At 45.0% G+C, this 25756-nt stretch carries 18 protein-coding genes, 3 rRNA genes and 2 riboswitches; all 21 genes read left to right on the top strand.

Going from position 1 to position 25756, the window contains the following annotated elements; genetic code table 11:
• Window positions 1-7: 7 nt before the first annotated feature.
• Window positions 8-1471 (top strand): nicotinate phosphoribosyltransferase, encoded by a 1464-nt coding sequence (locus MKX97_RS14580; protein ID WP_078818619.1) that lies wholly within the window; start codon window positions 8-10, stop codon window positions 1469-1471.
• 18 nt (window positions 1472-1489) lie between these two features.
• Window positions 1490-2314: an ammonia-dependent NAD(+) synthetase gene (gene nadE, locus MKX97_RS14575; RefSeq protein WP_078818500.1), complete on the top strand. Its 825-nt coding sequence runs from the start codon at window positions 1490-1492 to the stop codon at window positions 2312-2314.
• Window positions 2315-2570: 256 nt separating this feature from the next.
• The gene (locus MKX97_RS14570) at window positions 2571-3518 is read left to right on the top strand and encodes a MoxR family ATPase (RefSeq protein ID WP_009498647.1); all 948 of its coding nucleotides are present in this window, start codon (window positions 2571-2573) and stop codon (window positions 3516-3518) included.
• Window positions 3515-4699, top strand: coding sequence for a DUF58 domain-containing protein (locus MKX97_RS14565; RefSeq protein ID WP_078818499.1), 1185 nt, complete (start codon window positions 3515-3517; stop codon window positions 4697-4699). Before MKX97_RS14570 ends, MKX97_RS14565 begins: the two co-directional genes overlap by 4 nt.
• Window positions 4696-6861, top strand: a complete 2166-nt coding sequence (locus tag MKX97_RS14560) for a transglutaminaseTgpA domain-containing protein (protein ID WP_078818498.1) — start codon at window positions 4696-4698, stop codon at window positions 6859-6861. Before MKX97_RS14565 ends, MKX97_RS14560 begins: the two co-directional genes overlap by 4 nt.
• Before the next feature lie 203 nt (window positions 6862-7064).
• A complete protein-coding gene (gene guaA, locus MKX97_RS14555) occupies window positions 7065-8618 on the top strand; it encodes a glutamine-hydrolyzing GMP synthase (protein WP_342536309.1) in 1554 nt (517 codons plus the stop codon).
• Between the two features lie 142 nt (window positions 8619-8760).
• Complete coding sequence (locus tag MKX97_RS14550; RefSeq protein WP_342536308.1) at window positions 8761-9354, top strand: hypothetical protein; 594 nt, start codon at window positions 8761-8763, stop codon at window positions 9352-9354.
• A gap of 241 nt (window positions 9355-9595) precedes the next feature.
• Window positions 9596-9697: riboswitch (purine riboswitch) on the top strand.
• An 81-nt stretch (window positions 9698-9778) separates the two neighbouring features.
• The gene (locus MKX97_RS14545) at window positions 9779-11113 is read left to right on the top strand and encodes an NCS2 family permease (RefSeq protein ID WP_040759841.1); all 1335 of its coding nucleotides are present in this window, start codon (window positions 9779-9781) and stop codon (window positions 11111-11113) included.
• A 349-nt stretch (window positions 11114-11462) separates the two neighbouring features.
• A 16S ribosomal RNA gene (locus tag MKX97_RS14540) occupies window positions 11463-13014 on the top strand.
• A gap of 252 nt (window positions 13015-13266) precedes the next feature.
• A 23S ribosomal RNA gene (locus tag MKX97_RS14535) occupies window positions 13267-16192 on the top strand.
• A gap of 71 nt (window positions 16193-16263) precedes the next feature.
• A 5S ribosomal RNA gene (rrf, locus tag MKX97_RS14530) occupies window positions 16264-16379 on the top strand.
• Together the 16S, 23S and 5S rRNA genes form the textbook arrangement of a ribosomal RNA operon.
• Window positions 16380-16760: 381 nt before the next feature.
• Window positions 16761-17288, top strand: coding sequence for a DUF2179 domain-containing protein (locus tag MKX97_RS14525; protein WP_009498639.1), 528 nt, complete (start codon window positions 16761-16763; stop codon window positions 17286-17288).
• Entirely contained in the window at window positions 17285-17470 is a 186-nt protein-coding gene (locus tag MKX97_RS14520; RefSeq protein ID WP_009498638.1) for an NETI motif-containing protein, read from the top strand. The genes MKX97_RS14525 and MKX97_RS14520 overlap by 4 nt, the downstream gene beginning before the upstream one ends.
• A gap of 128 nt (window positions 17471-17598) precedes the next feature.
• Window positions 17599-17699: riboswitch (purine riboswitch) on the top strand.
• A gap of 162 nt (window positions 17700-17861) precedes the next feature.
• The gene (purE, locus tag MKX97_RS14515; RefSeq protein ID WP_040759839.1) at window positions 17862-18350 is read left to right on the top strand and encodes a 5-(carboxyamino)imidazole ribonucleotide mutase; all 489 of its coding nucleotides are present in this window, start codon (window positions 17862-17864) and stop codon (window positions 18348-18350) included.
• Window positions 18347-19468: a 5-(carboxyamino)imidazole ribonucleotide synthase gene (gene purK / locus MKX97_RS14510; protein WP_342536307.1), complete on the top strand. Its 1122-nt coding sequence runs from the start codon at window positions 18347-18349 to the stop codon at window positions 19466-19468. The genes purE and purK overlap by 4 nt, the downstream gene beginning before the upstream one ends.
• A 45-nt stretch (window positions 19469-19513) precedes the next feature.
• Window positions 19514-19768, top strand: coding sequence for a phosphoribosylformylglycinamidine synthase subunit PurS (gene purS, locus MKX97_RS14505; protein ID WP_009498635.1), 255 nt, complete (start codon window positions 19514-19516; stop codon window positions 19766-19768).
• Window positions 19765-20448 (top strand): phosphoribosylformylglycinamidine synthase subunit PurQ, encoded by a 684-nt coding sequence (gene purQ, locus MKX97_RS14500; RefSeq protein ID WP_009498634.1) that lies wholly within the window; start codon window positions 19765-19767, stop codon window positions 20446-20448. The genes purS and purQ overlap by 4 nt, the downstream gene beginning before the upstream one ends.
• A complete protein-coding gene (purL, locus tag MKX97_RS14495; RefSeq protein ID WP_342536306.1) occupies window positions 20438-22669 on the top strand; it encodes a phosphoribosylformylglycinamidine synthase subunit PurL in 2232 nt (743 codons plus the stop codon). Before purQ ends, purL begins: the two co-directional genes overlap by 11 nt.
• A complete protein-coding gene (purF, locus tag MKX97_RS14490) occupies window positions 22645-24069 on the top strand; it encodes an amidophosphoribosyltransferase (protein ID WP_078818481.1) in 1425 nt (474 codons plus the stop codon). Before purL ends, purF begins: the two co-directional genes overlap by 25 nt.
• An 11-nt stretch (window positions 24070-24080) precedes the next feature.
• Window positions 24081-25136: a phosphoribosylformylglycinamidine cyclo-ligase gene (gene purM, locus MKX97_RS14485; RefSeq protein ID WP_342536305.1), complete on the top strand. Its 1056-nt coding sequence runs from the start codon at window positions 24081-24083 to the stop codon at window positions 25134-25136.
• A complete protein-coding gene (purN, locus tag MKX97_RS14480) occupies window positions 25136-25708 on the top strand; it encodes a phosphoribosylglycinamide formyltransferase (RefSeq protein ID WP_009498630.1) in 573 nt (190 codons plus the stop codon). Before purM ends, purN begins: the two co-directional genes overlap by 1 nt.
• The last annotated feature ends 48 nt before the right edge of the window (window positions 25709-25756 follow it).

Here is a 25756-nt window from a genome sequence, read left to right as displayed (position 1 = left end):
GACGACTATGACCTCATCATATTCAGACGATAGCCTAGCGTTACACACAGATCTTTATCAATTAAACATGGCGGAATCCTACTGGGCGGATGGCATACACGAACGGAAAGCTATTTTTGAATTGTATTTCAGAAAGATCCCGTTTGGAAATGGCTATGCTATTTTTGCAGGACTTGAACATGTATTGAAATATTTGCAGGAGTTTTCATTTACTGAAAGCGACTTAGCATATTTGCGTGAAGAACTTGGATTTGCTGATGACTTTTTGGAGTATCTGAAAGATGTTCGCTTTACTGGGGATGTTTATTCCATGAAAGAAGGCGAGCTGGTCTTCGCGAATGAACCAATGATTCGTATTGAAGCACCATTGCTTGAAGCACAACTGATTGAAACGGCATTGCTCAATATCATCAATTATCAGACGTTGATCAGCACGAAAGCTAGTCGGATTAAGCAGGTTGTAAAGGATGATATCGTTATGGAATTCGGCAGTCGACGTGCGCACGAAATGGATGCGGCGATCTGGGGAGCACGGGCTGCTGTAATCGGCGGTGTCGAATCAACGAGTAATGTGCGGGCTGGAAAACGCTTTGGCCTGACAGTTTCCGGTACCCATGCGCATTCATTCGTTCAAGCGTATAAAGACGAATACACTGCTTTTAAAGTCTACGCACAACGTCATAAGGACTGCGTATTTTTAGTGGACACTTACAATACTTTGAAAATCGGTGTACCTACTGCGATTAGAGTTGCCAAAGAACTTGGCGACAGCATCAATTTTATCGGTGTTCGGCTCGACAGCGGAGATATTGCGTTCTTGTCAAAAGAAACTCGCCGTATGCTTGATGAAGCGGGCTTCCCGGACGCGAAAGTTGTCGTCTCCAATGATTTGGATGAATACACGATTTTGAACTTAAAAGCACAAGGCGCGCAAGTTGATATTTGGGGGATCGGCACCAAATTGATTACTGCTTATGATCAGCCTGCACTTGGAGCGGTCTATAAAATTGTCTCTATTGAAAACAGTGATGGTGAGATGGAAGATACAATTAAAATCTCGGCCAATGTGGAAAAAGTGACAACACCAGGACGCAAAAAACTGTACCGGATTATAGATCTGGAAAACGGCAAAGCGGAGGGTGATTACATTACGATGCATGACGAGGATCCGACACAAGAGGAACGGATTAAAATGTTCCATCCGGTACACACATTCATCTCGAAATTTGTTACGAATTTCAAGGCGGTCAATTTACATGAACAAGTGATCCGTAAAGGTGAAGTGATTTATGAGAATCCGGCCGTTTATGACATCCGTGCATACGCACAACAGAACCTCGAACTGTTATGGGAAGAATATAAACGTTCATTAAATCCAGAGGAGTATCCTGTCGATCTCAGTCAGAAATGTTGGGACAATAAAAGACGTAACATTGAAGAAGTTCATGAGATGGTAAATAACTTTAAATGAAGCAAAGGAGTGGGAGCGTTGACATTGCAGCAAGAAATTATCCAAGCACTAAAAGTGAAGCCGGAAATCGATCCGCAGCAAGAGATCCGGACTTCCATTGAATTTTTAAAAGCTTATTTGAAGAAGAATACATTTTTGCAAGGCTTTACTTTAGGGATTTCGGGCGGTCAAGATTCAACGTTAGTCGGCATGCTTGCACAAATGGCAATAAACGAGTTGAATGAAGAAGCGGGTAAAGAAGACTATCGCTTCTATGCGGTTCGCTTGCCATATGGTGTCCAGTTTGACGAAGATGACTGTCAGGATGCGTTAAATTTCATCCAGCCATCGATCGTCTATTCCGTGAATATAAAAGAAGCGGTAGATGCCAGTGAGCGCGCCCTTGCCAATGCGGGCCTGCATCTTACGGACTTCGATAAAGGGAATGAAAAGGCCCGTGAACGAATGAAAGTCCAATTTTCAGTGGCAGCAGTTCATCATGCCGTTGTTCTTGGAACGGATCACGCCGCAGAAGCAATTACAGGTTTTTACACGAAGTTCGGGGATGGTGCGGCGGATCTTATGCCGATCTATCGCCTGAATAAACGTCAGGGAAGACAGCTGTTGCAGGCGCTGGATTGTCCGCCGCACTTGTACAATAAAATCCCGACTGCTGACCTCGAGGGGAATAAACCGGCTATACCCGATGAAATTGCACTGGGTGTGACGTATGATGAAATTGACGACTATTTGGAAGGTAAAGAAGTCTCTGATGAGGCACGCGAGCGAATAGAAGGGCATTATTTGCGGTCTGCTCACAAACGACACTTACCGATTACAGTATTCGATGACTTTTGGAAATAAGAACTGCCTGCCTTTTGTTTAACAGAAGGCGGCAGTTTTTCTGTTTGTCGGACCTAATAGTTTCAGGTATGATAGTTTAATACAGATCAATTACGCCTCGGCGTAATTGCGTCCAGATTTTGAATCGAGCATGTCCGATTCACTCCTTTCAGAATCTGTGACATCCGCCGAAGGTATTATCCTCATTCAGCGGGTGTTTGAACACCTGCTGAATAAAGATAAATGGGATGAGTTAGTGAATTGAGGGGGAAACGATATGCATTCACAGTGGATCGAACAAGTACTGGGGAATATAGAGAAAGTCATTGTCGGCAAACGAGAAGTTGCGGAGTTAAGTATTACGGCATTGCTGGCGGGTGGCCATGTGCTGCTTGAGGATGTGCCGGGCGTTGGAAAAACCATGTTAGTGAGAGCGCTTGCAACATCGATTGGTGCACAATTTAAACGAATACAATTTACGCCCGATTTATTGCCGTCCGATGTTTCGGGGGTTTCGATTTATAATCCGCAAACGATGCAGTTCGAATTTCGACCTGGCCCACTGATTGGCAATATTGTGTTGGCGGATGAGATTAATCGGACATCACCGAAAACACAAGCAGCTTTATTGGAAGGCATGGAAGAGGCATCGATTACTGTAGATGGCACGACGATTCAACTTCCTAAACCATTTTTCGTAATGGCTACGCAAAATCCAATTGAATATGAAGGGACGTATCCGTTACCGGAAGCTCAACTGGACCGTTTTATTTTCAAATTGAAAATGGGCTATCCATCAAAGCAACAAGAAATGGATATTTTAAAGCGGGCAGAGCAGCAAACACCGATTGAGCAGATAGGACCTATTGTGACGATAGAAGAGTTATTGGAATTGCAGCAGAAAGTCCAAGAAGTCGTTGTAGACAATACGGTTGTTTCCTACATAGTAGATTGTGCTGAAGCGACGCGTCATCATGAATCTGTGTCGTTAGGCGTAAGTCCACGGGGGTCTCTCGCACTCATGAAAGCCTGTCAAGCATATGCATTTATTAAAGGTCGTTCATTTGTCTTACCGGATGATGTGCAGTTTCTAGCTCCCTACGCATTTTCACACCGCTTGATTTTAAAGCCAGAAGCTAAATATAAAGGAATGGACCCAAGTGAGCTCATCCGACAGGTTTTATCTCGTTTGGAAGTGCCAGTTCAGCGGCCAACTTCTGTATGAAGCAACTGATTAAGCGCTTAAAATCGATTGGTAGTATTGTCGGAGTTGTTGGGATTGGTGTAGCGTCCTATATTTTTGCGAAATTTCAAGGTGGATTCGTCAGTTGGTTTATCTTCTATATGCTGTTGCCATTTGTATTGTATTCTATCCTGCTTTATTTTTATCCGTTACGAGATTTCACTGTGAAACGGAAGATTTCAGCTGAACAATTGACACGCGGGGGACGGGTAATCGTTCGTTTGATTATTGAACGAAAGTTGCCGATGCCTTTGTTGTATACAGTAATTATAGATAAAAGAGAGCATGCCAACAAGGAACGGACAGTACAGCAAATCGTGTTGTGGGGCTTTCGAAGACGGTACGAATATTCATATACTCTGACGAATATTCAGCGTGGCGAATATCGGTTGAAAGCTGTGGAAATTGAAGTGGTGGACTTTTTTAATTGGATTCGAAAGCGACGCGTCTATGCGCTCCAAGATTCATTTCTGGTGTACCCGAAAATGACCGATGTGCTGTATGAATCAGCGAATTCACGAACAAGTGAAGGACAGAAGATGTCTGCCTACATGCTGGCAAAAGATGCGACTATACCGTCAAGCGTCCGAGAATATGCTGCAGGTGATCGGATGTCTTGGATTCATTGGAAATCATTTGCGCGTACGAATAAACTTATGACGAAAGAATTCGACGAACAGCACTCTGAACAGTATACAGTGTTACTGGACAGTTCTTCTTCGGAAACGTTTGAGGACACAGTGGAACTCGCAGCTTCCATCCTAACCGCAGCCAGAAATCATCAAGCTATGCTTACTTTGATGATTAGCGGGGATCGGCCTGCGGTATTTCCGGCGATTCAATCGGGCGATCAAATGCAGCAAGCACTCGTTCATTTGGCGAAGATCCAATCAGATGGGACGGGGAGCGTTTCAATGCCATTACAGAAAATGGATGCGAGTAGTAAGTTGCTGGTCATTACAGGGAATTTGCGAATGGAGTTTATCCATAGTGTTCTTCAGTTCTGCCCGAATCCAGCTTCCGTTGTGTGCTTTGTAACCCAGAACGATGAATCGGAAAATCTTCAAGTGATAATTGAGCAGGTCAGACGACTGGGAATTACGGTTCAGATTATCAGTAAAACGAATGTTTCATCTGCGCTGAAAGAGGCGGTGACATCTTGAAAAAAAACAATTTGAACTGGAAGGTACTCGTATTTTTATACGCGTTGAGCATTGTAATGCTTTGGGAATGGTTTATACCGATCATGGAGTTGACCGACTTCGGTTATCCTTCTCTTTTCCTTATTTATTTACTATTATTCTTTGTCTTAGCTTTATTCGACGTGCCTTGGTGGCTAAATGCTCCATTACAACTCCTTTATATACTGTGGACACTCCACTACATATATTTTGATCAACTGTTTTACTCTATGGAGTCGATCGGCCTTATTTTCATAGATCTTAAACAGAATTTGATGTTTTTATTCCAAGGCGATATAGGCGAGCTGTCGAATCTATTTCGCACTGTTTTACTATATACATTAATTTGGATGATTTCGTATTTAATACGACATTGGATAGAAGTGCGCAATAGCATGATGATGTTTTTTGCGATCACGGTTGTGTTTATCGCGCTGCTCGATACGTTCAGTTCATATGATGCATCCGCTTCCATCGTTCGGATTATGATGGTGGGACTGTTGATTGTTGGCTATTTAACACTCATTAAATTGACAGGAAAAGAACGAATTCCGATTCGTCCGAAACGATTGTTGCTGTTGTCATTACCGTTGTTACTACTCGTTGCTTCTGTTGGTTTGCTATCGAAGAATGCCCCTGTTCACCCGCCCGCTTGGCCTGATCCCGTGCCCTTTTTATTATCGATGAGTGATATGTCAGGGAATAAGGATGGCGAAGGTGTTTCAAAGGCCGGCTATGACCCGGACGATTCACAATTGGGCGGAGCTTTCGTCCAAGACCATCAGTTGGTATTTGAGGCGGATGTGCAAAAACGACAGTATTGGCGAATTGAGACCAAGGATACGTACACGTCTAAAGGTTGGGTACAAAATCAAGAGTCCGATTCTGAAATCTTGCATACAAATGAAGATTTATGGGAATCAGAAGATGCAGAGCCGTCCTACGCGAAATTACAATTCTCAGAGCATTTGCCGTTCTTGGTTTCGCCTTACGGTACGCAAAAGTTTTTCTATCCAGAGTCGCTTTCCATCATGCACGAAATAGATGCAAACCGTTTGTATATGCTGATGGGTGTCCAAGAAGAATTGGATAATTATGAAGTGGAGTACGTAACACCTAAGTATTCCATGTCTACTTTAAAGAAAACTGAAATGATCGCGTATGAAGCTGCGCCGGAAAATTTGAATAGCTATATGCAACTTCCTGACGAATTGCCAAAACGTGTAAAAGATTTGGCTTTGTCTATTACGGAGAAGGAAACGAGTGTGTATGATAAAGCCAAAGCGGTGGAACAGTATTTTAAAAGGAATGGCTTTACTTATGAGACACAGAATGTAGCATATCCAAGTCCCAATCAGGATTATGTAGACCAATTTTTATTCGATACGAAAAAAGGGTACTGTGATAATTTTTCAACATCTATGGCTGTAATGTTGCGTTCAGCAGGGATTCCGACACGTTGGGTGAAAGGCTTTGCACCAGGTGAGCTTTCGTATAAAGCGTCGGGAAAAACTGTCTATCGCGTGACGAATGATGAGGCTCATTCGTGGGTAGAGGCGTATATTCCAGATGTCGGATGGATGCCCTTTGAGCCGACAATAGGATTTACCCATCCGACTGAAATAAAATTTGACGTCGTAACTAAAGATGAAGAAGAGCAAATTAAGAAGAAACCAGAAAAAGAACAAGTAGAAAAAGAACAGCAACAGAAAAAGAAGAACACAACACCATCGATGTTCAGCAAGTTGAAAGGACAATTCATATGGTTCTTCACTCAATGGTGGTTGTATGCAGTACTTGTACTTTTATTAGTTGGCGGTATAGTATTTGCTTATCAAAAGCGAAGAAGCTGGCTGCCGAAATGGCGAGTGAAGCAACTTCGAAAGCGACCGGATGGCTGGCAGAAATTCGAACAGCAGTACATCCAACTAGTAAAACAATTATCACGCGCTGGCTTGCCGAAAGAGCCAGGAATGACACTCTCTCAATACGCCATACTAGTTGATGAACAATACGGTGGCGAACGTATGCATATGCTGACAGATGCGTATGAAAAGGCAATTTACGGAAATGATCGGACGTCGCAGGATTGGATTAAATTAAATGAAGTGTGGGAAGATTTAATCATTAGTTCAACTTGTTGATTTTTTTAAAAAACATGCGTAAAATATGTAGCGAATGAATGCTTGATATGACCTCATATATCTTGCTATAACGAACGTTGACTGCCATTGTATTACGTTATATGTATTCTTTGGCGGAAAAGGCGCGTGGAAAGTTACTTTCTTACGCGTCTTTTGTGATTGAGGCATGAATCGGCACTATTAAATTGGAAGAGGTGGATCAGTTGTCAAACGCTCCTTTGTTAGTCGAACAAGAAAAAATTGTGGTACTCGATTACGGCAGTCAGTATAATCAGCTTCTCACGCGAACGATCCGTGAATTCGGTGTGTATAGTGAGCTTCATGCACATACAACGACTGTTGATGAATTGAAGAAAATGAATCCGGTTGGTATTGTCCTTTCTGGTGGCACATCTTCCGTTGGGGATTCTGCTGCTTATGATATCAATCCAGAAATCTTCACATTAGGTATTCCTGTCTTAGGCGTCAATTATGGGAATCAGCTAATCGTGAATCATTTTGGCGGTACATTGGAAAAGCTGGAAGATCGCACTTACCGACAAGAGTCCATTACGGCAGATACCACATCTACATTGTTTGCTGGGCAAACAGAGAAGCAAAGCGTCTGGATGGGGCAAAGCGCTCATGTTGCGCAATTACCCGAAGGATTCACTGCGTCCGCAAAAGATTCTGCTGGTAATATTGCAGCGATTTCAAACGACGAGCAACAGGTCTATGGAGTTCAATTCCATCCTGAGGTTCACCACTCAGAACAAGGCAAAGAAGTGTTGCGTCATTTTGTATTTGATATTTGTAAAGCAAAAGGCGATTGGACAATGGAACGGTTCATTGAAATTGAAGTGGAAAAAATCCGCTCGACTGTTGGAGATCGTAAAGTGCTTTGCGCATTAAGCGGCGGAGTTGATTCATCAGTAGTAGCGGCTTTGATCGACCGTGCAATTGGGGATCAGCTAACTTGTATTTTCGTCGACCATGGACTACTCCGTAAAGGCGAAGTTGAAAGTGTTGTAAAGACATTTAGTGAACAATTCAGCATGCATTTCATTAAAGTGGATGCACGCAAACGATTCTTGGACAAACTTGAGGGCATTACGGACCCTGAGCAAAAGCGTAAAATTATCGGCAATGAATTCATTTATGTCTTCGATGAAGAATCCGCAAAATTGGACGGCATTAAGTTCCTGGCACAAGGAACAATTTATGCAGATATCATCGAAAGCGGTACAGCAACTTCCGCTACAATCAAATCACATCATAATGTCGGTGGATTACCGGAAGATATGGATTTTGAATTAATCGAACCTCTCCGTGCGCTATTTAAAGATGAAGTTCGCGCGGTTGGTGCAGAGCTTGGTTTGCCGGATGAAATCGTTCATCGCCAACCATTCCCGGGCCCTGGACTAGGAGTTCGTGTACTTGGAGAAATTACAGAGGACAAGCTTGAGATTGTTCGCGATGCAGACTGGATTTTGCGTAATGAAATTGCAAAAGCAGGACTCGACCGTTCAATCTGGCAATACTTCGCAGTCCTTCCGAATATTCGAAGTGTCGGCGTTCGTAACGAAAAGCGTTCTTACGACTATGCAGTTGGTATTCGCGCAGTTCATTCGGTTGATGGTATGACGGCCGACTGGGCACGTATACCTTGGGATGTATTGGAAAAAATCAGTACGCGTATTACAACAGAAGTTGACCAAGTGAATCGTGTTGTATATGATATTACGGCAAAACCACCTGGCACGATTGAGTGGGAGTAATCTTTGTCTTCACATGCAAATTTTTATAGGTAAGTTGAACTCCCTTCTATTTGATAATATCAAGTAGTGGGAGTTTTTATATAGATCGGCGCAGGGGCATTATAGGTGAGAGGTAATCATTAATTGAGGAGAAATTAAAAGTGTGAACAGTAAAACGAATATACAAAAACAGTTTTATAAAATTTATAAAGGACTCATCAGTATTTCAGAGTTTGAAGAATGGCTCTATAGAGCACAAGATATTGAAATTGTTTACGGCGAAGATTTTTACTTCGACTTACTAGATCTGGATTATAGAAAGAAACATATAAAAAATGATTTAGACAGGCTGCTTGAGCCGAAAATTCCTTTTGATGAATTTGAACAGAAGAGGATTATTGCGCTTTTGGAAAACATCATATATGAAAAAGAAGATATCGTAGAAAACTTAGAACAGTTATATGATGATTATTGCAGTGGATACTCATTTTTGCGGTATTTAGGGCTTAGTTATATCACGGGAATTGATGGAATTCCTAAGCTGAAGCATGAAGGTGAATGGGATGAAAACGAATTTAAGAGTAAAAGAGAAATATTGAGTAATGTGAAATCAAAGATCATAAAAGAAGCGGTGAGGTTATTGCATTTTTTCCAAAACGGTTTGATACAAATAGTTGAAGAAAATGAGTATCGCGATTATCGAAAAGAAGAAGAGAAAATAGAGCTCACCAGGATTGAAAAGATGTTTAATGAATAAACCGTTGTTTTGATGAAACGGGCAATCCGCCGCTTGATGGTTTTATAAAAATGGCGGCGATTGAGGAATAACAGGGAAGGCTGAAAATATCTCCTGACGTGTAAATAATTGGAGTATTTAATGAACAAAAATTGTTTTGTATATTTAACAATATCGTGCTACTATTTATTATATTGTAATTAAAAAAATGCAGTCGCCGACTGTCTATAACTAAATGTGCAGCTGAAATGAAAACCGGCATTGCATTACAATTGAATACGATCGTATAACGCTAGGAATATGGCCTGGAAGTCTCTACCGAAACACCGTAAATGTTTCGACTACGATCCTGAATAGAAGAGTTTTTTCTATTGGATTGACTGGAGGTATACGAACTGATTTCGTATGCCTCTTTTTTTACATAATGAGCATAAGGAAGGTCACAATGAAAAAATATTTTGAGTTTGATAAGCTAGGTACCAATTATCGTCGGGAGATTATTGGGGGAGTCACTACATTTTTAGCAATGGCTTATATTTTGGCGGTCAACCCGATTATGTTGTCGCTGGATGTAATACCCGATCTACCTGATTCCATGCGAATGGATAAAGGGGCAGTGTTCGTAGCAACAGCACTTTCAGCTGCAGTCGGAACATTATTCATGGGGTTAATTGCCAAGTATCCAATTGGCTTAGCACCTGGTATGGGGTTAAATGCGTTTTTTGCTTTCACGGTTGTTTTAACTTATGGAATTCCATGGCAAACAGGTTTAACGGGTGTTCTGTTTTCTGGTTTGATTTTCATCGTTCTTTCATTAACAGGTCTGCGTGAATTGATTATCAACGCAATTCCTGCCCAACTGAAATTTGCAGTGGGTGCTGGGATTGGATTATTCATTACGTTCCTGGGATTGCAGAACGCCCAAATCATTGTAGCTGATGAGAATACTCTGGTTGGATTGGGTGATTTATCAGCTGGTCCCACATTGCTAACGATTTTTGGATTGGTAGTAACTATCATTATGATGGTACGTAAAATCAAAGGTGCTATCTTCTATGGAATGATTATGACCACGGTCTTAGGTATGTTTGTCAGCTTGATAGAAGTACCTCACAAAGTGGTGGATAAAATACCTTCGGTGGCACCGACATTTGGTGCAGCGTTTGATGCCATCATCAATGAACCTTCTTCATTGATGACGACTCAGTTCCTGGTCATTGTCATTACGTTCTTGTTTGTTGATTTCTTCGACACAGCGGGAACATTAGTCGCGGTCGCTACGCAGGCGGGTTTAATGAAAAATGATCGTTTGCCGCGTGCGGGCAAAGCGTTGATCTCGGATTCATTAGCGACGGTAACAGGAGCTGTAATGGGAACATCTACTACGACGTCTTTTATTGAGTCTACAGCAGGTGTCGCAGCAGGTGCAAAAACGGGCTTTGCTTCTATTGTTACCGCGGTGTTATTTCTATTGGCTTTATTCTTCTCACCATTGCTACTAGTTATTACGCCAGCAGTCACTGCACCAGCTTTAATCATTGTAGGCGTATTGATGGTATCCACGTTAGGGAACATCGAATGGTCTCGTTTTGAAATTGCCGTTCCTGCATTCTTTACGATCATCGCTATGCCTTTGACGTATAGTATCGCAACGGGTATCGCAATCGGTTTCGTGTTTTATCCGATCACTATGCTGGTTAGCGGCAGGAGAAAAGAGATACATCCAATAATGTATGGGTTATTCGTGATATTTATTTTGTATTTCATATACATTAAATAGAGAATACAAATGAAGAAACCGTTCCTTCAATTAACAGATAACAGAGGAACGGTTTTTTTGATGTTTTATAAGATTGTTTGTAGAGATTTGCTTTATTTTAGTATGAGGTTTTCAGTGAGACTTAAAAATAAACATGTTTTTAAAAGAAAGTTGTCCAAAAGTGTTGACGTGTTTAAAAATCTTTGTTATAGTAGTGGAACAGTCAAGAAAGCGACTGCGATGAACCTTGAAAACTGAACAGCAAAACGTTAACGAATTATACGTTTGTGCATCGGCTCTGCCGGTGACATAAACAAAATGAGTATCTTAAATGATGCCAGCAAGAAATCGAGCTAACTCGAATTTCTCTTTTATGGAGAGTTTGATCCTGGCTCAGGACGAACGCTGGCGGCGTGCCTAATACATGCAAGTCGAGCGAATCTTTGGGAGCTTGCTCCTAAAGATTAGCGGCGGACGGGTGAGTAACACGTGGGCAACCTACCTTACAGATGGGGATAACTCCGGGAAACCGGGGCTAATACCGAATAATCCATTTCTTCGCATGAAGAGATGTTGAAAGACGGTTTCGGCTGTCACTGTGAGATGGGCCCGCGGCGCATTAGTTAGTTGGTGGGGTAACGGCCTACCAAGACCACGATGCGTAGCCGACCTGAGAGGGTGATCGGCCACACTGGGACTGAGACACGGCCCAGACTCCTACGGGAGGCAGCAGTAGGGAATCTTCCACAATGGACGAAAGTCTGATGGAGCAACGCCGCGTGAGTGAAGAAGGTTTTCGGATCGTAAAGCTCTGTTGTAAGGGAAGAACACGTACAGGAGTAACTGCCTGTACCTTGACGGTACCTTACCAGAAAGCCACGGCTAACTACGTGCCAGCAGCCGCGGTAATACGTAGGTGGCAAGCGTTGTCCGGAATTATTGGGCGTAAAGCGCGCGCAGGCGGTCCTTTAAGTCTGATGTGAAAGCCCACGGCTCAACCGTGGAGGGTCATTGGAAACTGGAGGACTTGAGTACAGAAGAGGAAAGCGGAATTCCACGTGTAGCGGTGAAATGCGTAGAGATGTGGAGGAACACCAGTGGCGAAGGCGGCTTTCTGGTCTGTAACTGACGCTGAGGCGCGAAAGCGTGGGGAGCAAACAGGATTAGATACCCTGGTAGTCCACGCCGTAAACGATGAGTGCTAAGTGTTAGGGGGTTTCCGCCCCTTAGTGCTGCAGCTAACGCATTAAGCACTCCGCCTGGGGAGTACGGCCGCAAGGCTGAAACTCAAAGGAATTGACGGGGACCCGCACAAGCGGTGGAGCATGTGGTTTAATTCGAAGCAACGCGAAGAACCTTACCAGGTCTTGACATCCCGCTGCCCGGCATGGAGACATGCTTTTCCCTTCGGGGACAGCGGTGACAGGTGGTGCATGGTTGTCGTCAGCTCGTGTCGTGAGATGTTGGGTTAAGTCCCGCAACGAGCGCAACCCTTAATCTTAGTTGCCATCATTCAGTTGGGCACTCTAAGGTGACTGCCGGTGACAAACCGGAGGAAGGTGGGGATGACGTCAAATCATCATGCCCCTTATGACCTGGGCTACACACGTGCTACAATGGACGGTACAGAGGGCTGCAAACCCGCGAGGGGGAGCCAATCCCACAAAACCGTTCCCAGTTCGGATTGCAGGCTGCAACTCGCCTGCATGAAGCCGGAATCGCTAGTAATCGTGGATCAGCATGCCACGGTGAATACGTTCCCGGGTCTTGTACACACCGCCCGTCACACCACGAGAGTTTGTAACACCCGAAGTCGGTGGGGTAACCCTTACGGGAGCCAGCCGCCGAAGGTGGGACAGATGATTGGGGTGAAGTCGTAACAAGGTAGCCGTATCGGAAGGTGCGGCTGGATCACCTCCTTTCTAAGGATAGTATGCCATCTTGGCATTCGGAAGATGGATCTTCGATCCGTCACGTTAACGTTTTGCGTTCAGTTTTGAAGGCTCATTTTTTGAGTGTTCAAAGCTTTTTTCTTTAGACTTGTTCATTGAAAACTGGATAAAACGACATTGAAAGTAATCAAGTAATCAACCGAATCGAACATTTTGTTTGATTCATGTAAACTTTTTAACCTTCGTTCTTTCTATCGCTAGAGAGACGTTGGACCTTTTATAGGTTAAGTTAGAAAGGGCGCACGGCGGATGCCTTGGCACTAGGAGCCGATGAAGGACGGCACTAACACCGATATGCTTCGGGGAGCTGTAAGTAAGCTTTGATCCGAAGATTTCCGAATGGGGAAACCCACTGTCCGTAATGGGACAGTACGTTCACGTGAATACATAGCGTGATCGTGGCACACCCGGAGAACTGAAACATCTAAGTACCCGGAGGAAGAGAAAGAAAATCGATTCCCTTAGTAGCGGCGAGCGAAACGGGAAGAGCCCAAACCAGGAAGCTTGCTTCCTGGGGTTGTAGGACACTCTATACGGAGTTACAAAGGAATGCATTAGACGAAGCGATCTGGAAAGATCCGCCGCAGTGGGTAACAGCCCCGTAGTCGAAAGTGCATTCCCTCCAGAGTGGATCCTGAGTACGGCGGAACACGTGAAATTCCGTCGGAATCCGGGAGGACCATCTCCCAAGGCTAAATACTCCCTAGTGACCGATAGTGAACCAGTACCGTGAGGGAAAGGTGAAAAGCACCCCGGAAGGGGAGTGAAATAGAACCTGAAACCGTGTGCCTACAAATTGTCAGAGCCCGTTAATGGGTGATGGCGTGCCTTTTGTAGAATGAACCGGCGAGTTACGATTCCATGCAAGGTTAAGCTGAGAAAGCGGAGCCGCAGCGAAAGCGAGTCTGAATAGGGCGCATGAGTATGGGGTCGTAGACCCGAAACCAGGTGATCTACCCATGTCCAGGGTGAAGGTCAGGTAACACTGACTGGAGGCCCGAACCCACGTATGTTGAAAAATGCGGGGATGAGGTGTGGGTAGCGGTGAAATTCCAATCGAACCTGGAGATAGCTGGTTCTCTCCGAAATAGCTTTAGGGCTAGCCTCAAACGAAAGAATCTCGGAGGTAGAGCACTGTTTGGACGAGGGGCCCATCCCGGGTTACCGAATTCAGACAAACTCCGAATGCCGATGATTTATGTTTGGGAGTCAGACGGTGGGTGATAAGATCCATCGTCGAGAGGGAAACAGCCCAGACCACCAGTTAAGGTCCCCAAGTATCCGTTAAGTGGAAAAGGATGTGGCGCTGCCCAGACAACCAGGATGTTGGCTTAGAAGCAGCCATCATTTAAAGAGTGCGTAATAGCTCACTGGTCGAGTGGCGCTGCGCCGAAAATGTACCGGGGCTAAACGGATCACCGAAACTGTGGATTGACGCAAGTCAATGGTAGGAGAGCGTTCCAAGGGCGTTGAAGCTAGACCGGAAGGACTGGTGGAGCGCTTGGAAGTGAGAATGCCGGTATGAGTAGCGAAAGAAGGGTGAGAATCCCTTCCACCGAATGCCTAAGGTTTCCTGAGGAAGGCTCGTCCGCTCAGGGTTAGTCAGGACCTAAGTCGAGGCCGATAGGCGTAGACGATGGACAACAGGTTGATATTCCTGTACCACCTCCCCGCCGTTTGAGTAATGGGGGGACGCAGTAGGATAGGGTGAGCACGCAGTTGGTTGCGTGTCTAAGCAGTGAGGTGGAGAACGAGGCAAATCCCGTTCTCATATAACACTAGGCTGTGATGGCAAGGAGAATTGTCTCCGGAGTCCCTGATTTCACACTGCCAAGAAAAGCCTCTAGCGAGGCGGGAGGTGCCTGTACCGCAAACCGACACAGGTAGGCGAGGAGAGAATCCTAAGGTGATCGAGAGAACTCTCGTTAAGGAACTCGGCAAAATGACCCCGTAACTTCGGGAGAAGGGGTGCTCTGGTAGGGTGAATAGCCCGAGAGAGCCGCAGTGAATAGGCCCAGGCGACTGTTTAGCAAAAACACAGGTCTCTGCAAAACCGTAAGGTGACGTATAGGGGCTGACGCCTGCCCGGTGCTGGAAGGTTAAGAGGAGGGGTTAGCGCAAGCGAAGCTCTGAATTGAAGCCCCAGTAAACGGCGGCCGTAACTATAACGGTCCTAAGGTAGCGAAATTCCTTGTCGGGTAAGTTCCGACCCGCACGAAAGGCGTAACGATCTGGGCACTGTCTCAACGAGAGACTCGGTGAAATTATAATATGCGTGAAGATGCGCATTACCCGCGACAGGACGGAAAGACCCCGTGGAGCTTTACTGTAGCCTGATATTGAATTCCGGTGCAGCCTGTACAGGATAGGTAGGAGCCTTGGATTCCGGAGCGCCAGCTTCGGAGGAGGCGTTGGTGGGATACTACCCTGGCTGTATTGGACTTCTAACCCATGCCCGTGATCCGGGCAGGAGACAGTGTCAGGTGGGCAGTTTGACTGGGGCGGTCGCCTCCTAAAGAGTAACGGAGGCGCCCAAAGGTTCCCTCAGAATGGTTGGACATCATTCGTAGAGTGCAAAGGCATAAGGGAGCTTGACTGCGAGACCTACAAGTCGAGCAGGGTCGAAAGACGGGCTTAGTGATCCGGTGGTTCCGCATGGAAGGGCCATCGCTCAACGGATAAAAGCTACCCCGGGGATAACAGGCTTATCTCCCCCAAGAGTCCACATCGACGGGGAGGTTTGGCACCTCGATGTCGGCTCGTCGCATCCTGGGGCTGTAGTCGGTCCCAAGGGTTGGGCTGTTCGCCCATTAAAGCGGCACGCGAGCTGGGTTCAGAACGTCGTGAGACAGTTCGGTCCCTATCCGTCGCGGGCGCAGGAAATTTGAGAAGAGCTGTCCTTAGTACGAGAGGACCGGGATGGACATACCGCTGGTGTACCAGTTGTCTTGCCAAAGGCATCGCTGGGTAGCTATGTATGGACGGGATAAATGCTGAAAGCATCTAAGCATGAAGCCCCCTTCAAGATGAGATTTCCCATTACGCAAGTAAGTAAGATCCCTCAAAGATGATGAGGTGGATAGGTCTGGGGTGGAAGCACGGCGACGTGTGCAGCTGACAGATACTAATCGATCGAGGACTTAACCTATTTTAAGAAGTACTACTTGAGGTACACAATGTCTTTTATTCAGTTTTGAGTGAACAAGCTTTACTCATCTGTCTAGTAACGATGGCGAAGAGGTCACACCCGTTCCCATACCGAACACGGAAGTTAAGCTCTTCAGCGCCGATGGTAGTCGGGGGCTTCCCCCTGTGAGAGTAGGACGTTGCTAGGCATGCGAAGCCATTCACTATGGTCATCATAGTGAATGGCTTTTTTGTATTTTCGTATAAGGATATGCAGAATGAAGGGAGCCTGTCTTGAATGAAGCTGTGGGTGAGCGCAGTGAGAGATTGATTTGTTTGCAAAGACGGAAAGTGTGGCGTGAAAGGCGAATGGCTCGTACTGTCGTGGATTATGATGATTCGATGAGTATTTAGTGCGGGTCTCAGGGTCCTTGATACAATGCATGAGTTACTCATCCTATTGAATGTTCAGAGTGTCATGCAGATACGTAGATAGACGTGTAAAAGCTAAATCAGTATTAAAAGACTTTCCTTGAATTATTTAGTGAGGCGCGATACGATAAACCCTATTGTAGAAAGGAGAAGTTGCTATGGGAATGGTGTTAATAATCTTTGTAATCAATATTGTCTATGTTTCCTTTTTTACAGTCCGTATGATAATGACGTTAAAAGGCTACAGATATATTGCTGCAGTTGTCAGTATGATAGAAATTGTCATCTATGTCATCGGACTTGGTTTAGTACTTGACAATTTAGACCAAATTCAAAACCTAATAGCTTATGCTTTGGGGTATGGTTCAGGTGTAGTGATAGGATCTAAAATTGAAGAGAGATTGGCCTTAGGTTATATAACGGTCAATGTGATTACTTCAGATATTGATAAAGAAATGCCTGCAGTATTGCGACGAGCGGGATATGGGGTGACGGATTGGTCGGCTAACGGATTAAGCGGCGGCCGTTCAACTATGGAGATTTTGACACCGCGTAAATATGAATTGCAGCTCTACAAGACAATAACAGATCTTGATCCGAAGGCGTTTATCATTTCCTATGAGCCAAAGAAAATACATGGCGGCTTCTGGGTGAAGAGTGTGAAAAGAGGAAAGCTATTTAAATGAGTACTAAAAAAATATGGTTTGATAAACAGGACGATGAAACATTGGAACAATGTGTGGAACGAATACAAGGTTTAGGTTATAGCGTAGTGGCTAGGAGGGAGAAGCCTCTGTTTGAACAAGTGGGAGAGGAGTACATTCCAATTAAGCAGCAGACGCAGTTTCAAGGAGTTAAAAATAGCTAATACTATCAAAGTGAATGAGAAGCCGGTATGTTTTCATTCATTAAATGCTCAAAAGACGAATGATTGAAAAAGAGTTATTAAACAATGTTCGTCTTTTAGTTGACGAATTAAATATTAATTGTTACTATAATAAGAGTAAATGAGTTCCCCGTATATGCCGCAGAATTGGCTGCAGCGTTTCTACCAAGACACCGTAAATGTCTACACTATGTGGGAAAGCAATTTTTCTTGGATAACTAAGTGTGATAGCAGAAGAATATTCAGCTATTGCCTTCTTTTGTTAAGGGTCCTTGAAAGTTCTGCTTTTTGTGCATGTGAAAAGTAGAGTTTTCAAGGACCTTTTTTTGTATGATATTGATAATAAAGTATGGATTGAAGGAGCGGATTGGATTTGGAACCGAAGATCGGTGTGATTATGGGCAGTAAAAGTGATTGGGAAACAATGAAGCATGCATGTGAGATATTGGATGAGCTAGACGTTCCCTATGAAAAGAACGTGGTTTCAGCCCACCGTACGCCTGACTTTATGTTCGAATATGCAGAACAGGCAGAAGGAAAGGGACTTCATGCTATTATTGCCGGTGCAGGCGGAGCCGCTCATTTGCCAGGAATGGTTGCAGCAAAAACACTGGTACCTGTTATCGGTGTTCCGGTACAATCCAAAGCCTTGAATGGAATGGATTCTTTATTATCTATCGTACAAATGCCTGGCGGGGTTCCCGTGGCAACCGTATCAATCGGTAAAGCGGGTGCTACTAATGCAGGACTGCTGGCTGCGCAAATGCTTAGCGTACAAGATGCGGAGTTGCGAAAAAAACTACAGCAAAGACGTGATGAAATGCGACAAGTCTCGTTGGAAAGCAGTGGTGAGTTAGAGTGAAATTAATTAAGCCTGGACAGACGATAGGGATTATCGGTGGTGGACAGTTAGGAAGAATGATGGGACTTGCAGCGAAAGAAGCTGGATTTCGTATCGCAGTGTTGGATCCTACAACTGATTCACCTTGTGGTCAGATAGCAGATATCGAGATTGTGGCTTCTTATAATGATGAAGAAGCACTAGCTGAATTGCGTGAAGTCAGCGATGTGATCACTTTTGAATTTGAGAATATTGATTATGAAGGTTTGAAACGTTTAACGGAGCAAGCGTATGTTCCTCAAGGAGCTGAGCTAGTCCGCATTACGCAAAATCGAATACATGAAAAAGCAGCTATCCGAGCTGCTGGGGCTCCGGTTGCTAATTACATAACAGCGGATACGTATGAAGAGTTAACAGACAAAATCGATGAACTCGGTTTTCCATGCATCGTCAAAACTGCTTTTGGCGGCTATGACGGCAAGGGGCAAGTCAAGCTAGAATCAAAAGGGCAATTGACAGAGGCTCAATCCCTTTTTAAACATTCGGCTTGTATAGCGGAAGCGTTCGTTCCATTTGAGAAAGAAATTTCAGTAATCATACAGCGAAATCCTGCGGGTCAATCCTATTGTCTGCCGATTGCTGAAAATATTCATCGACATCATATCCTGCATGAATCAATTGTGCCCGCTCGTGTAGGAAAAAAGGTTTTGCAACAGGCCCAACTGGAAGCAGAGAAAATCGCGAGTCAACTTGAGTTGGTAGGAACCTTGGCAGTCGAAATGTTTGTATTGCCGAGTGGTGAAATTATTATCAATGAATTAGCACCGCGACCGCATAATTCTGGACATTATTCAATCGAAGCATGCAATATCTCGCAATTCCATCAACATATCCGTGCTGTCTGTGGATGGCCGTTGCGCGATCCGAAGTTATGGGATTCCGTCGTAATGGTAAATGTGCTGGGTGAACATGTTGAGCCGCTTAAACAGCGCATTGCAGATTATCCAGATTGGTCGATTCATTTATATGGTAAAGCAGAAGCGAAAGAAAAACGCAAAATGGGTCACGTTACCATGATGACAAATAACGTAGAAGCCACTTTGCTTGAAATTGAACAATCAGGTATTTGGGAAGACTAAATAAATTGCACTACACAACTATTTCCACTTTGGGAGGAACCAACAATGACGAAAGTAACTATTTATGTAACATTACGTGAAAGTGTTGTAGATCCACAAGGCATCGCGACAACAGATGCACTACAGAAAATGGGCTTTGAAGAAGTGAAAAGTGTACGGGTTGGTAAACTGATCGAGCTAGAGATGGACGGTTCTGAACAAGCTGTAGAAGCACGTGTGAAAGAAATGTGCGATGAGTTATTGATCAATAAAGTCATTGAAGATTATCGCTTTGAAATCGGGGAGGTCGCCGGCAAATGAAGTTCGCTGTCCTAGTATTCCCAGGTCTTACTTGTGATCTAGATATGTATTATGCGGTCGAGGAGACTGTGAAGCAAGAAGTAGAGTACGTTTGGCATACTGAAGCCGATCAACTCGATTACTTCGATGCGGTTCTATTACCGACAGGCACTTCTTATGGAAACTATTTGCGCCCAGGTGCGTTAGCTAAAAGCTCACCTGCCTGCAAACATCTTCAGGCGTTTGCAGAAACAGGGAAGCCGGTTCTTGGCGTAGGTAATGGCTTTCATATCTTAGTGGAAACTGGTATTCTTCCGGGTGGGTTTTTGCGCAATAACAGCCTCAAATTCCGCTCTGCGCTTGAAACGGTGAAGGTGGAAAACAATAACACTGTTTTCACAAAAGACTATGCAAAAGGCCAAACAATTCAACTTCCTGTGGCAAGCGACTTCGGCAATTACTATGCGGATGAGGCGACAGTGGAAGAACTGAAAAAAACAAACCGAATTATTTTCACTTATGCGGATGAAAATCTAGACGGCAGTATATCAGCTATTGCAGGCATCACCAATGATAAAGGCAATGTTCTTGGAATGATGCCACTTCCGGAACGAGCAGTTGAGGAAATCATCGGCGGTACAGGTGGAACACCGTTATTCCATTCAATCTTGAACAATTGGAGTGAACAGCATGTCAATTAATCATGAACCTACGGCTGAACAAATTAAGGAACAACGTCTGTATCTTCAGATGGGCATGACAGATGAAGAGTACGAGCGTGCAGTGGAAAAGCTTGGACGCACTCCGAATTATACGGAAACCGGTCTATTTTCCGCTATGTGGTCGGAGCATTGTTCCTATAAGAGTTCCAAATCTGTATTGCGTAAATTCCCGACTGAAGGTGAACGCGTACTTCAGGGACCAGGTGAAGGTGCAGGGATTGTAGATATCGGTGACAATCAAGCTGCTGTGTTCAAAATGGAGTCTCATAACTCTCCGTCAGCTATTGAACCTTTCATTGGAGCTGCAACAGGTGCAGGTGGGATTATCCGCGATGTATTTTCCATGGGCGCACGTCCGGTTGCATTGGTTAACTCGCTCCGTTTCGGTGATTTGACAGAGCCGCGCGATAAGTTTTTGTTTGAAGAAGCAGTTGCAGGGATTGCGAGCTATGGTAATACGATGGGCATCCCGACAGTGGCTGGGGAAGTCCAATTTGATCAATGCTATTCCAAGCGTCCACTAGTCAATGCGATGGCGGTTGGATTGCTTAATCACGAAGATATCCAAAAAGGATTGGCAGCAGGTGTCGGCAATACAGTTCTGTATGCGGGCGCAACAACGGGACGTGATGGAATTCACGGCGCAACGATGTCTTCTTCTGAAGTATCTATCGAAGAAGAGAAAGAATTGCCGGTCATGCAAGCAGGAGATCCATTCATTGAGAAACTGTTGATGGAAGCTTGCTTGGAACTTGTGAAATCCGATGCTTTGATTGGTATCCAGGATATGGGTGCAGCAGGTCTAACTTCATCAGCAGCAGAAATGGCATCGAAAGCAGGCTATGGCGTGGAGATGAACTTGGATCTGGTACCTCAGCGAGAAGACAATATGACGGCATACGAAATGATGCTGTCCGAGTCACAGGAACGGATGCTGATCGTCGTGAAAAAAGGACGTGAAGAAGAAGTTATTGCATTGTTCACGAAATATGGAATCAATGCAGCGGCAATTGGTCAAGTAACAGATGATAAAATGTTGCGCTTGCTTCATAAAGGAGAAGTGGTGGCGGAAGTCTCTGCAGATTTGCTTGCTGAAGACGCGCCGAGCTACCAGAAGGAATCCAAAGAACCTGCATCCTTTGCGGTGAACCAAGCGATTGAAAATAAAGAACCTCAAGTAGAAAACTTAAAGGAAATTTTACTCGATTTATTGCAACGTCCAACAATTGCATCAAAAGAGTGGGTATACAACCAATTCGATACGGGTGCTCGCACAAATACCGTATTAGCTCCAGGAGCGTCTGCCGGGATTATCCGTGTCAGAGGAACGAATAAAGGAATTGCGATGACAGCGGATTGTAATTCACGCTTCATTTATTTGGATCCGGAAACCGGCGGAAAAATCGCAGTCGCAGAAGCTGCGCGTAACCTCGTTTGTTCAGGAGCTGAGCCGATTGCATTGACGGACTGTTTGAACTTCGGGAGCCCGGATAAACCAGAAGTGTTCTGGCAGCTTGAAAAATCTGCAGACGGCATATCGGAAGCTTGCCGTAAACTTAACGCGCCGGTCATTGGTGGCAACGTTTCGCTTTCGAATGAAGTCAATGGAGTGCCGATCTACCCGACACCGACAATTGGTCTTGTCGGAATCGTCCATGATTTAAAAGAAGTGACGACGCCAGGCTTTAAACAAGCTGGAGATGCGATCTACATTATCGGTCAAACAGAGACAGAATTTGGTGGTAGTGAACTGCAGCAAATGATCGAAGGAAAAATCTTCGGTAAAGCGCCTGCAATCGATTTGGACGTAGAGGTTAAGCGTCAGAAGCAATTGCTTGCAGCTATTCAGCAAGGCTTACTCCAATCAGCAGCAGATTTATCCGAAGGCGGTTTTGCCGTAGCTCTTTGTGAAAAGGCATTTGCAACCGATGGACTGGGTGCTGAAGTGACGGTTGAAGGTTCTGCGGTCACGGCTTTATTCAGCGAGACGCAATCGCGTTTCTTGGTAACTGTGAAGGCGGATCAGGTGGCAGAGTTTGAAGAGAAAGTCGAAGACGCTGTGAAAATCGGAACAGTGACAGATGGCGGACAACTTGTCATCAAAGATGCAGAAGGATCTGTCCTAGTAGAAGGGACGGTAGAACAATTCCACGCTGCTTGGAAAGGGGCAATTCCATGCTTGCTGAACTCAGAGGATTAAACGAAGAGTGCGGCGTATTTGGTATTTGGGGGCATGAAGACGCAGCGCAAATTAGCTATTACGCGTTGCATGCACTTCAGCACCGGGGGCAAGAGGGGGCTGGAATCGTTGTAAAAGGCGATGATGGTCTTCATGCAGTTAAAGGAGAAGGCCTGGTCAATGAAGTTTTCTCAGGTGACAACTTAAATACACTTAAAGGTCACGGGGCGATTGGACAAGTCCGTTACACAACAGAGCAGGGACGCGGCATTGAAAACGTCCAACCGCTTGTGTTTCGTTCGACAACAGGAAGTCTTGCTATTGCACATAATGGGAACTTGATCAACGCAAGAGATCTTAAAGAACATTTGGAGCGTCAGGGAAGTATCTTCCAGACTACTTCCGATACAGAAGTACTGGCGCATTTGATCAAACGCAGTAGCGGCTCATTGAATCAGCGGGATAAAGTGAAAAAAGCACTTAGCATCTTAAAAGGTGCCTTCGCATTTGTCTTAATGACAGATGAAGGCTTGATGGTAGCGCAGGATCCGAATGGCTTGCGTCCGTTGTCTATCGGCAAAATTGGGGATGCATGGGTCGTGGCATCTGAAACATGTGCATTCGATATTATCGGTGCCGAGCACGTTCGATCAGTAGAGCCGGGAGAGCTATTGATCATTAACGACAAAGGTTTGACGTCTGAACGGTTTGCAGCACCAGCAGAGCGTGCGATGTGCTCGATGGAGTATGTCTACTTCTCTCGTCCTGATTCGGATATCGATGGGATCAACATTCACGCTGCGCGCAAACGTTGTGGCAAGCAGCTTGCTCGTGAAGTTCAAATTAGCGCGGATGTTGTGACGGGAGTTCCGGACTCCAGTATTTCTGCTGCGATTGGTTTCTCCGAGCAAAGTGGCATCCCGTATGAACTAGGTCTAATTAAGAATCGCTATGTCGGCAGGACATTCATTCAGCCTTCTCAAGCATTAAGAGAAAAAGGCGTGAAGATGAAGTTGTCGCCTGTTCATCAAGTCGTACACGGAAAACGCGTAGTGATGGTCGATGATTCCATCGTTCGCGGTACGACGTCGAAACGTATTGTGGCAATGCTGAGAGAAGCTGGTGCAAAAGAAATCCATGTGGTCATTGCATCCCCTCCTCTCATCGCACCTTGCTATTACGGAGTCGACATCAGTTCCGATTCCGAATTGATTGCAACAGGACGAAGCTTGGAACAAATGCGGGACGAGATCGGCGCGGATTCGCTGCATTTCCTTTCCATTGATGGAATGCTGGAAGCGAATGGCCGATCGCCTGAAATGAAAAATTGCGGTCAATGCTTAGCTTGTTTTACAGGAGAGTATCCAACTGAAATTTATTCGGATACGGCAATGCCGCACGAAAAAGAAATCGTACGATAGGAGGCCTTTCCATGTCGAAGGCGTATGAAAAAGCGGGAGTCAATATTGAAGCTGGCTATGAGTCAGTGGAACGGATGAAGTCCCACGTAGCACGAACGACTCGTAAAGGAGTTGCAGGTGCATTTGGTGGATTCGGCGGAATGTTTGACCTATCTGCGCTCGAATATAAAGAACCTGTGCTGATTTCAGGTACAGACGGAGTCGGTACGAAGTTGAAATTGGCTTTCATGGCAGATCGTCATGACACGATCGGTATCGACTGTGTCGCAATGTGTGTCAACGATATCGTAGCGCAAGGCGCAGAGCCATTGTACTTCTTGGATTATGTTGCTCTTGGAAAAGCAGTGCCTGAGAAAGTCGAAGCGATCGTCAAAGGGGTAGCGGATGGCTGTATGCAATCCGGAGCAGCATTGATTGGCGGCGAGACAGCAGAAATGCCTGGTTTGTATGAAGAAGATGAGTATGATTTAGCTGGTTTTGCAGTCGGGGCTTGTGAAAAGAGCAAGCTAGTGACAGGAGAGCGTGTACAGGAAGGTGATGTACTCGTAGGAATTGCTTCTAGTGGAATCCATTCCAATGGATATTCTCTCGTTCGTCATATCGTGTTTGAACAATTAGGTCTGGATATCAATAGTACGATTGAAGGCTTTGAAGGACTAGGAACGGTAGCGGATGCTTTGCTGACACCGACTAAAATTTATGCGAAGCCTATTCTAGAAATGCACGAGCAGTTAGATGTTCATGCGATGGGCCATATTACGGGTGGCGGATTCTTTGAAAATCTACCGCGTATGTTCTCTGAAGGTTTTGGCGTGGAAGTAGAGTTGGGCGCATGGCCTGTACTTCCGGTATTCCAGATGTTGAAGGAAAAAGGCGAGCTGACAGATCGTGACTTGTACAGTGTCTTCAATATGGGGATTGGTTTTGTCATCGCACTGCCCGAAGCAGATGCTGAAAAAGCGGTAGAAATCGCAAAAGCACATGGCGAACAAGCTTATGTAATTGGACATGTAAATGGTCAGGAAGGCGTCAAGTTCGTTGGCGATCATGACGGGAGCTTGGCGTAATGGCGGAAAATGTTCGTATTGCGGTTTTCGCGTCAGGCAGTGGCAGTAATTTTGCCGCTTTGAACAAAGCTTGTTCTGTTGGCGATATACCTGCCGATATCGTACTGGTCGTCACAGATAAACCAGATGCTTTCGTAGTCGAACGGGCAAAACAGGCGAATATTTCAGTGGTTGCTTTACGTCCTCGTGATTTTGCAACGAAGCAAGCATATGAGCAAGCAATACTAGATGCTCTAGAGGAAGCTCAGGCAGAGTGGCTGATACTTGCAGGTTATATGCGCTTGATCGGCTCGGTTTTACTGAATGCATATCCTGAACGCATCGTTAATATTCATCCGTCGCTATTGCCGTCATTTCCTGGCAAGGACGCCATTGGGCAAGCTGTTGCTGCTGGAGTTAAAGTGACAGGTGTCACCGTGCATTTAGTCGATGAAGGAATGGATACGGGTCCGATTCTGGCACAACGAGCTGTGGATGTGGTAGACAATGATGCTCAAAAAACCGCCTATGCGATTCATGCAACGGAGCATGAATTGTATGCGGAAACGTTAAAGGATTTATTTAACAACTGATCAGCCTGTTGTGAAGACAGGCTTTTTTTATAAAATGGAGGGATTCTT

Source organism: Sporosarcina sp. FSL K6-3508, assembly GCF_038615825.1.
Classification (GTDB): domain Bacteria; phylum Bacillota; class Bacilli; order Bacillales_A; family Planococcaceae; genus Sporosarcina; species Sporosarcina newyorkensis.
Note: the sequence above shows the minus strand (reverse complement) of the source record. Positions and strands in the feature narration are given on the sequence as shown.

Coding starts and splice junctions, on each gene's coding strand:
- MKX97_RS14580 (WP_078818619.1), top strand. CDS start 8: ATGACCTCATCATATTCAGACGATAGCCTAGCGTTACACACAGATCTT.
- MKX97_RS14570 (WP_009498647.1), top strand. CDS start 2,571: ATGCATTCACAGTGGATCGAACAAGTACTGGGGAATATAGAGAAAGTC.
- MKX97_RS14565 (WP_078818499.1), top strand. CDS start 3,515: ATGAAGCAACTGATTAAGCGCTTAAAATCGATTGGTAGTATTGTCGGA.
- MKX97_RS14545 (WP_040759841.1), top strand. CDS start 9,779: ATGAAAAAATATTTTGAGTTTGATAAGCTAGGTACCAATTATCGTCGG.
- MKX97_RS14525 (WP_009498639.1), top strand. CDS start 16,761: ATGGGAATGGTGTTAATAATCTTTGTAATCAATATTGTCTATGTTTCC.
- MKX97_RS14520 (WP_009498638.1), top strand. CDS start 17,285: ATGAGTACTAAAAAAATATGGTTTGATAAACAGGACGATGAAACATTG.
- purS (WP_009498635.1), top strand. CDS start 19,514: ATGACGAAAGTAACTATTTATGTAACATTACGTGAAAGTGTTGTAGAT.
- purQ (WP_009498634.1), top strand. CDS start 19,765: ATGAAGTTCGCTGTCCTAGTATTCCCAGGTCTTACTTGTGATCTAGAT.
- purL (WP_342536306.1), top strand. CDS start 20,438: ATGTCAATTAATCATGAACCTACGGCTGAACAAATTAAGGAACAACGT.
- purF (WP_078818481.1), top strand. CDS start 22,645: ATGCTTGCTGAACTCAGAGGATTAAACGAAGAGTGCGGCGTATTTGGT.
- purM (WP_342536305.1), top strand. CDS start 24,081: ATGTCGAAGGCGTATGAAAAAGCGGGAGTCAATATTGAAGCTGGCTAT.
- purN (WP_009498630.1), top strand. CDS start 25,136: ATGGCGGAAAATGTTCGTATTGCGGTTTTCGCGTCAGGCAGTGGCAGT.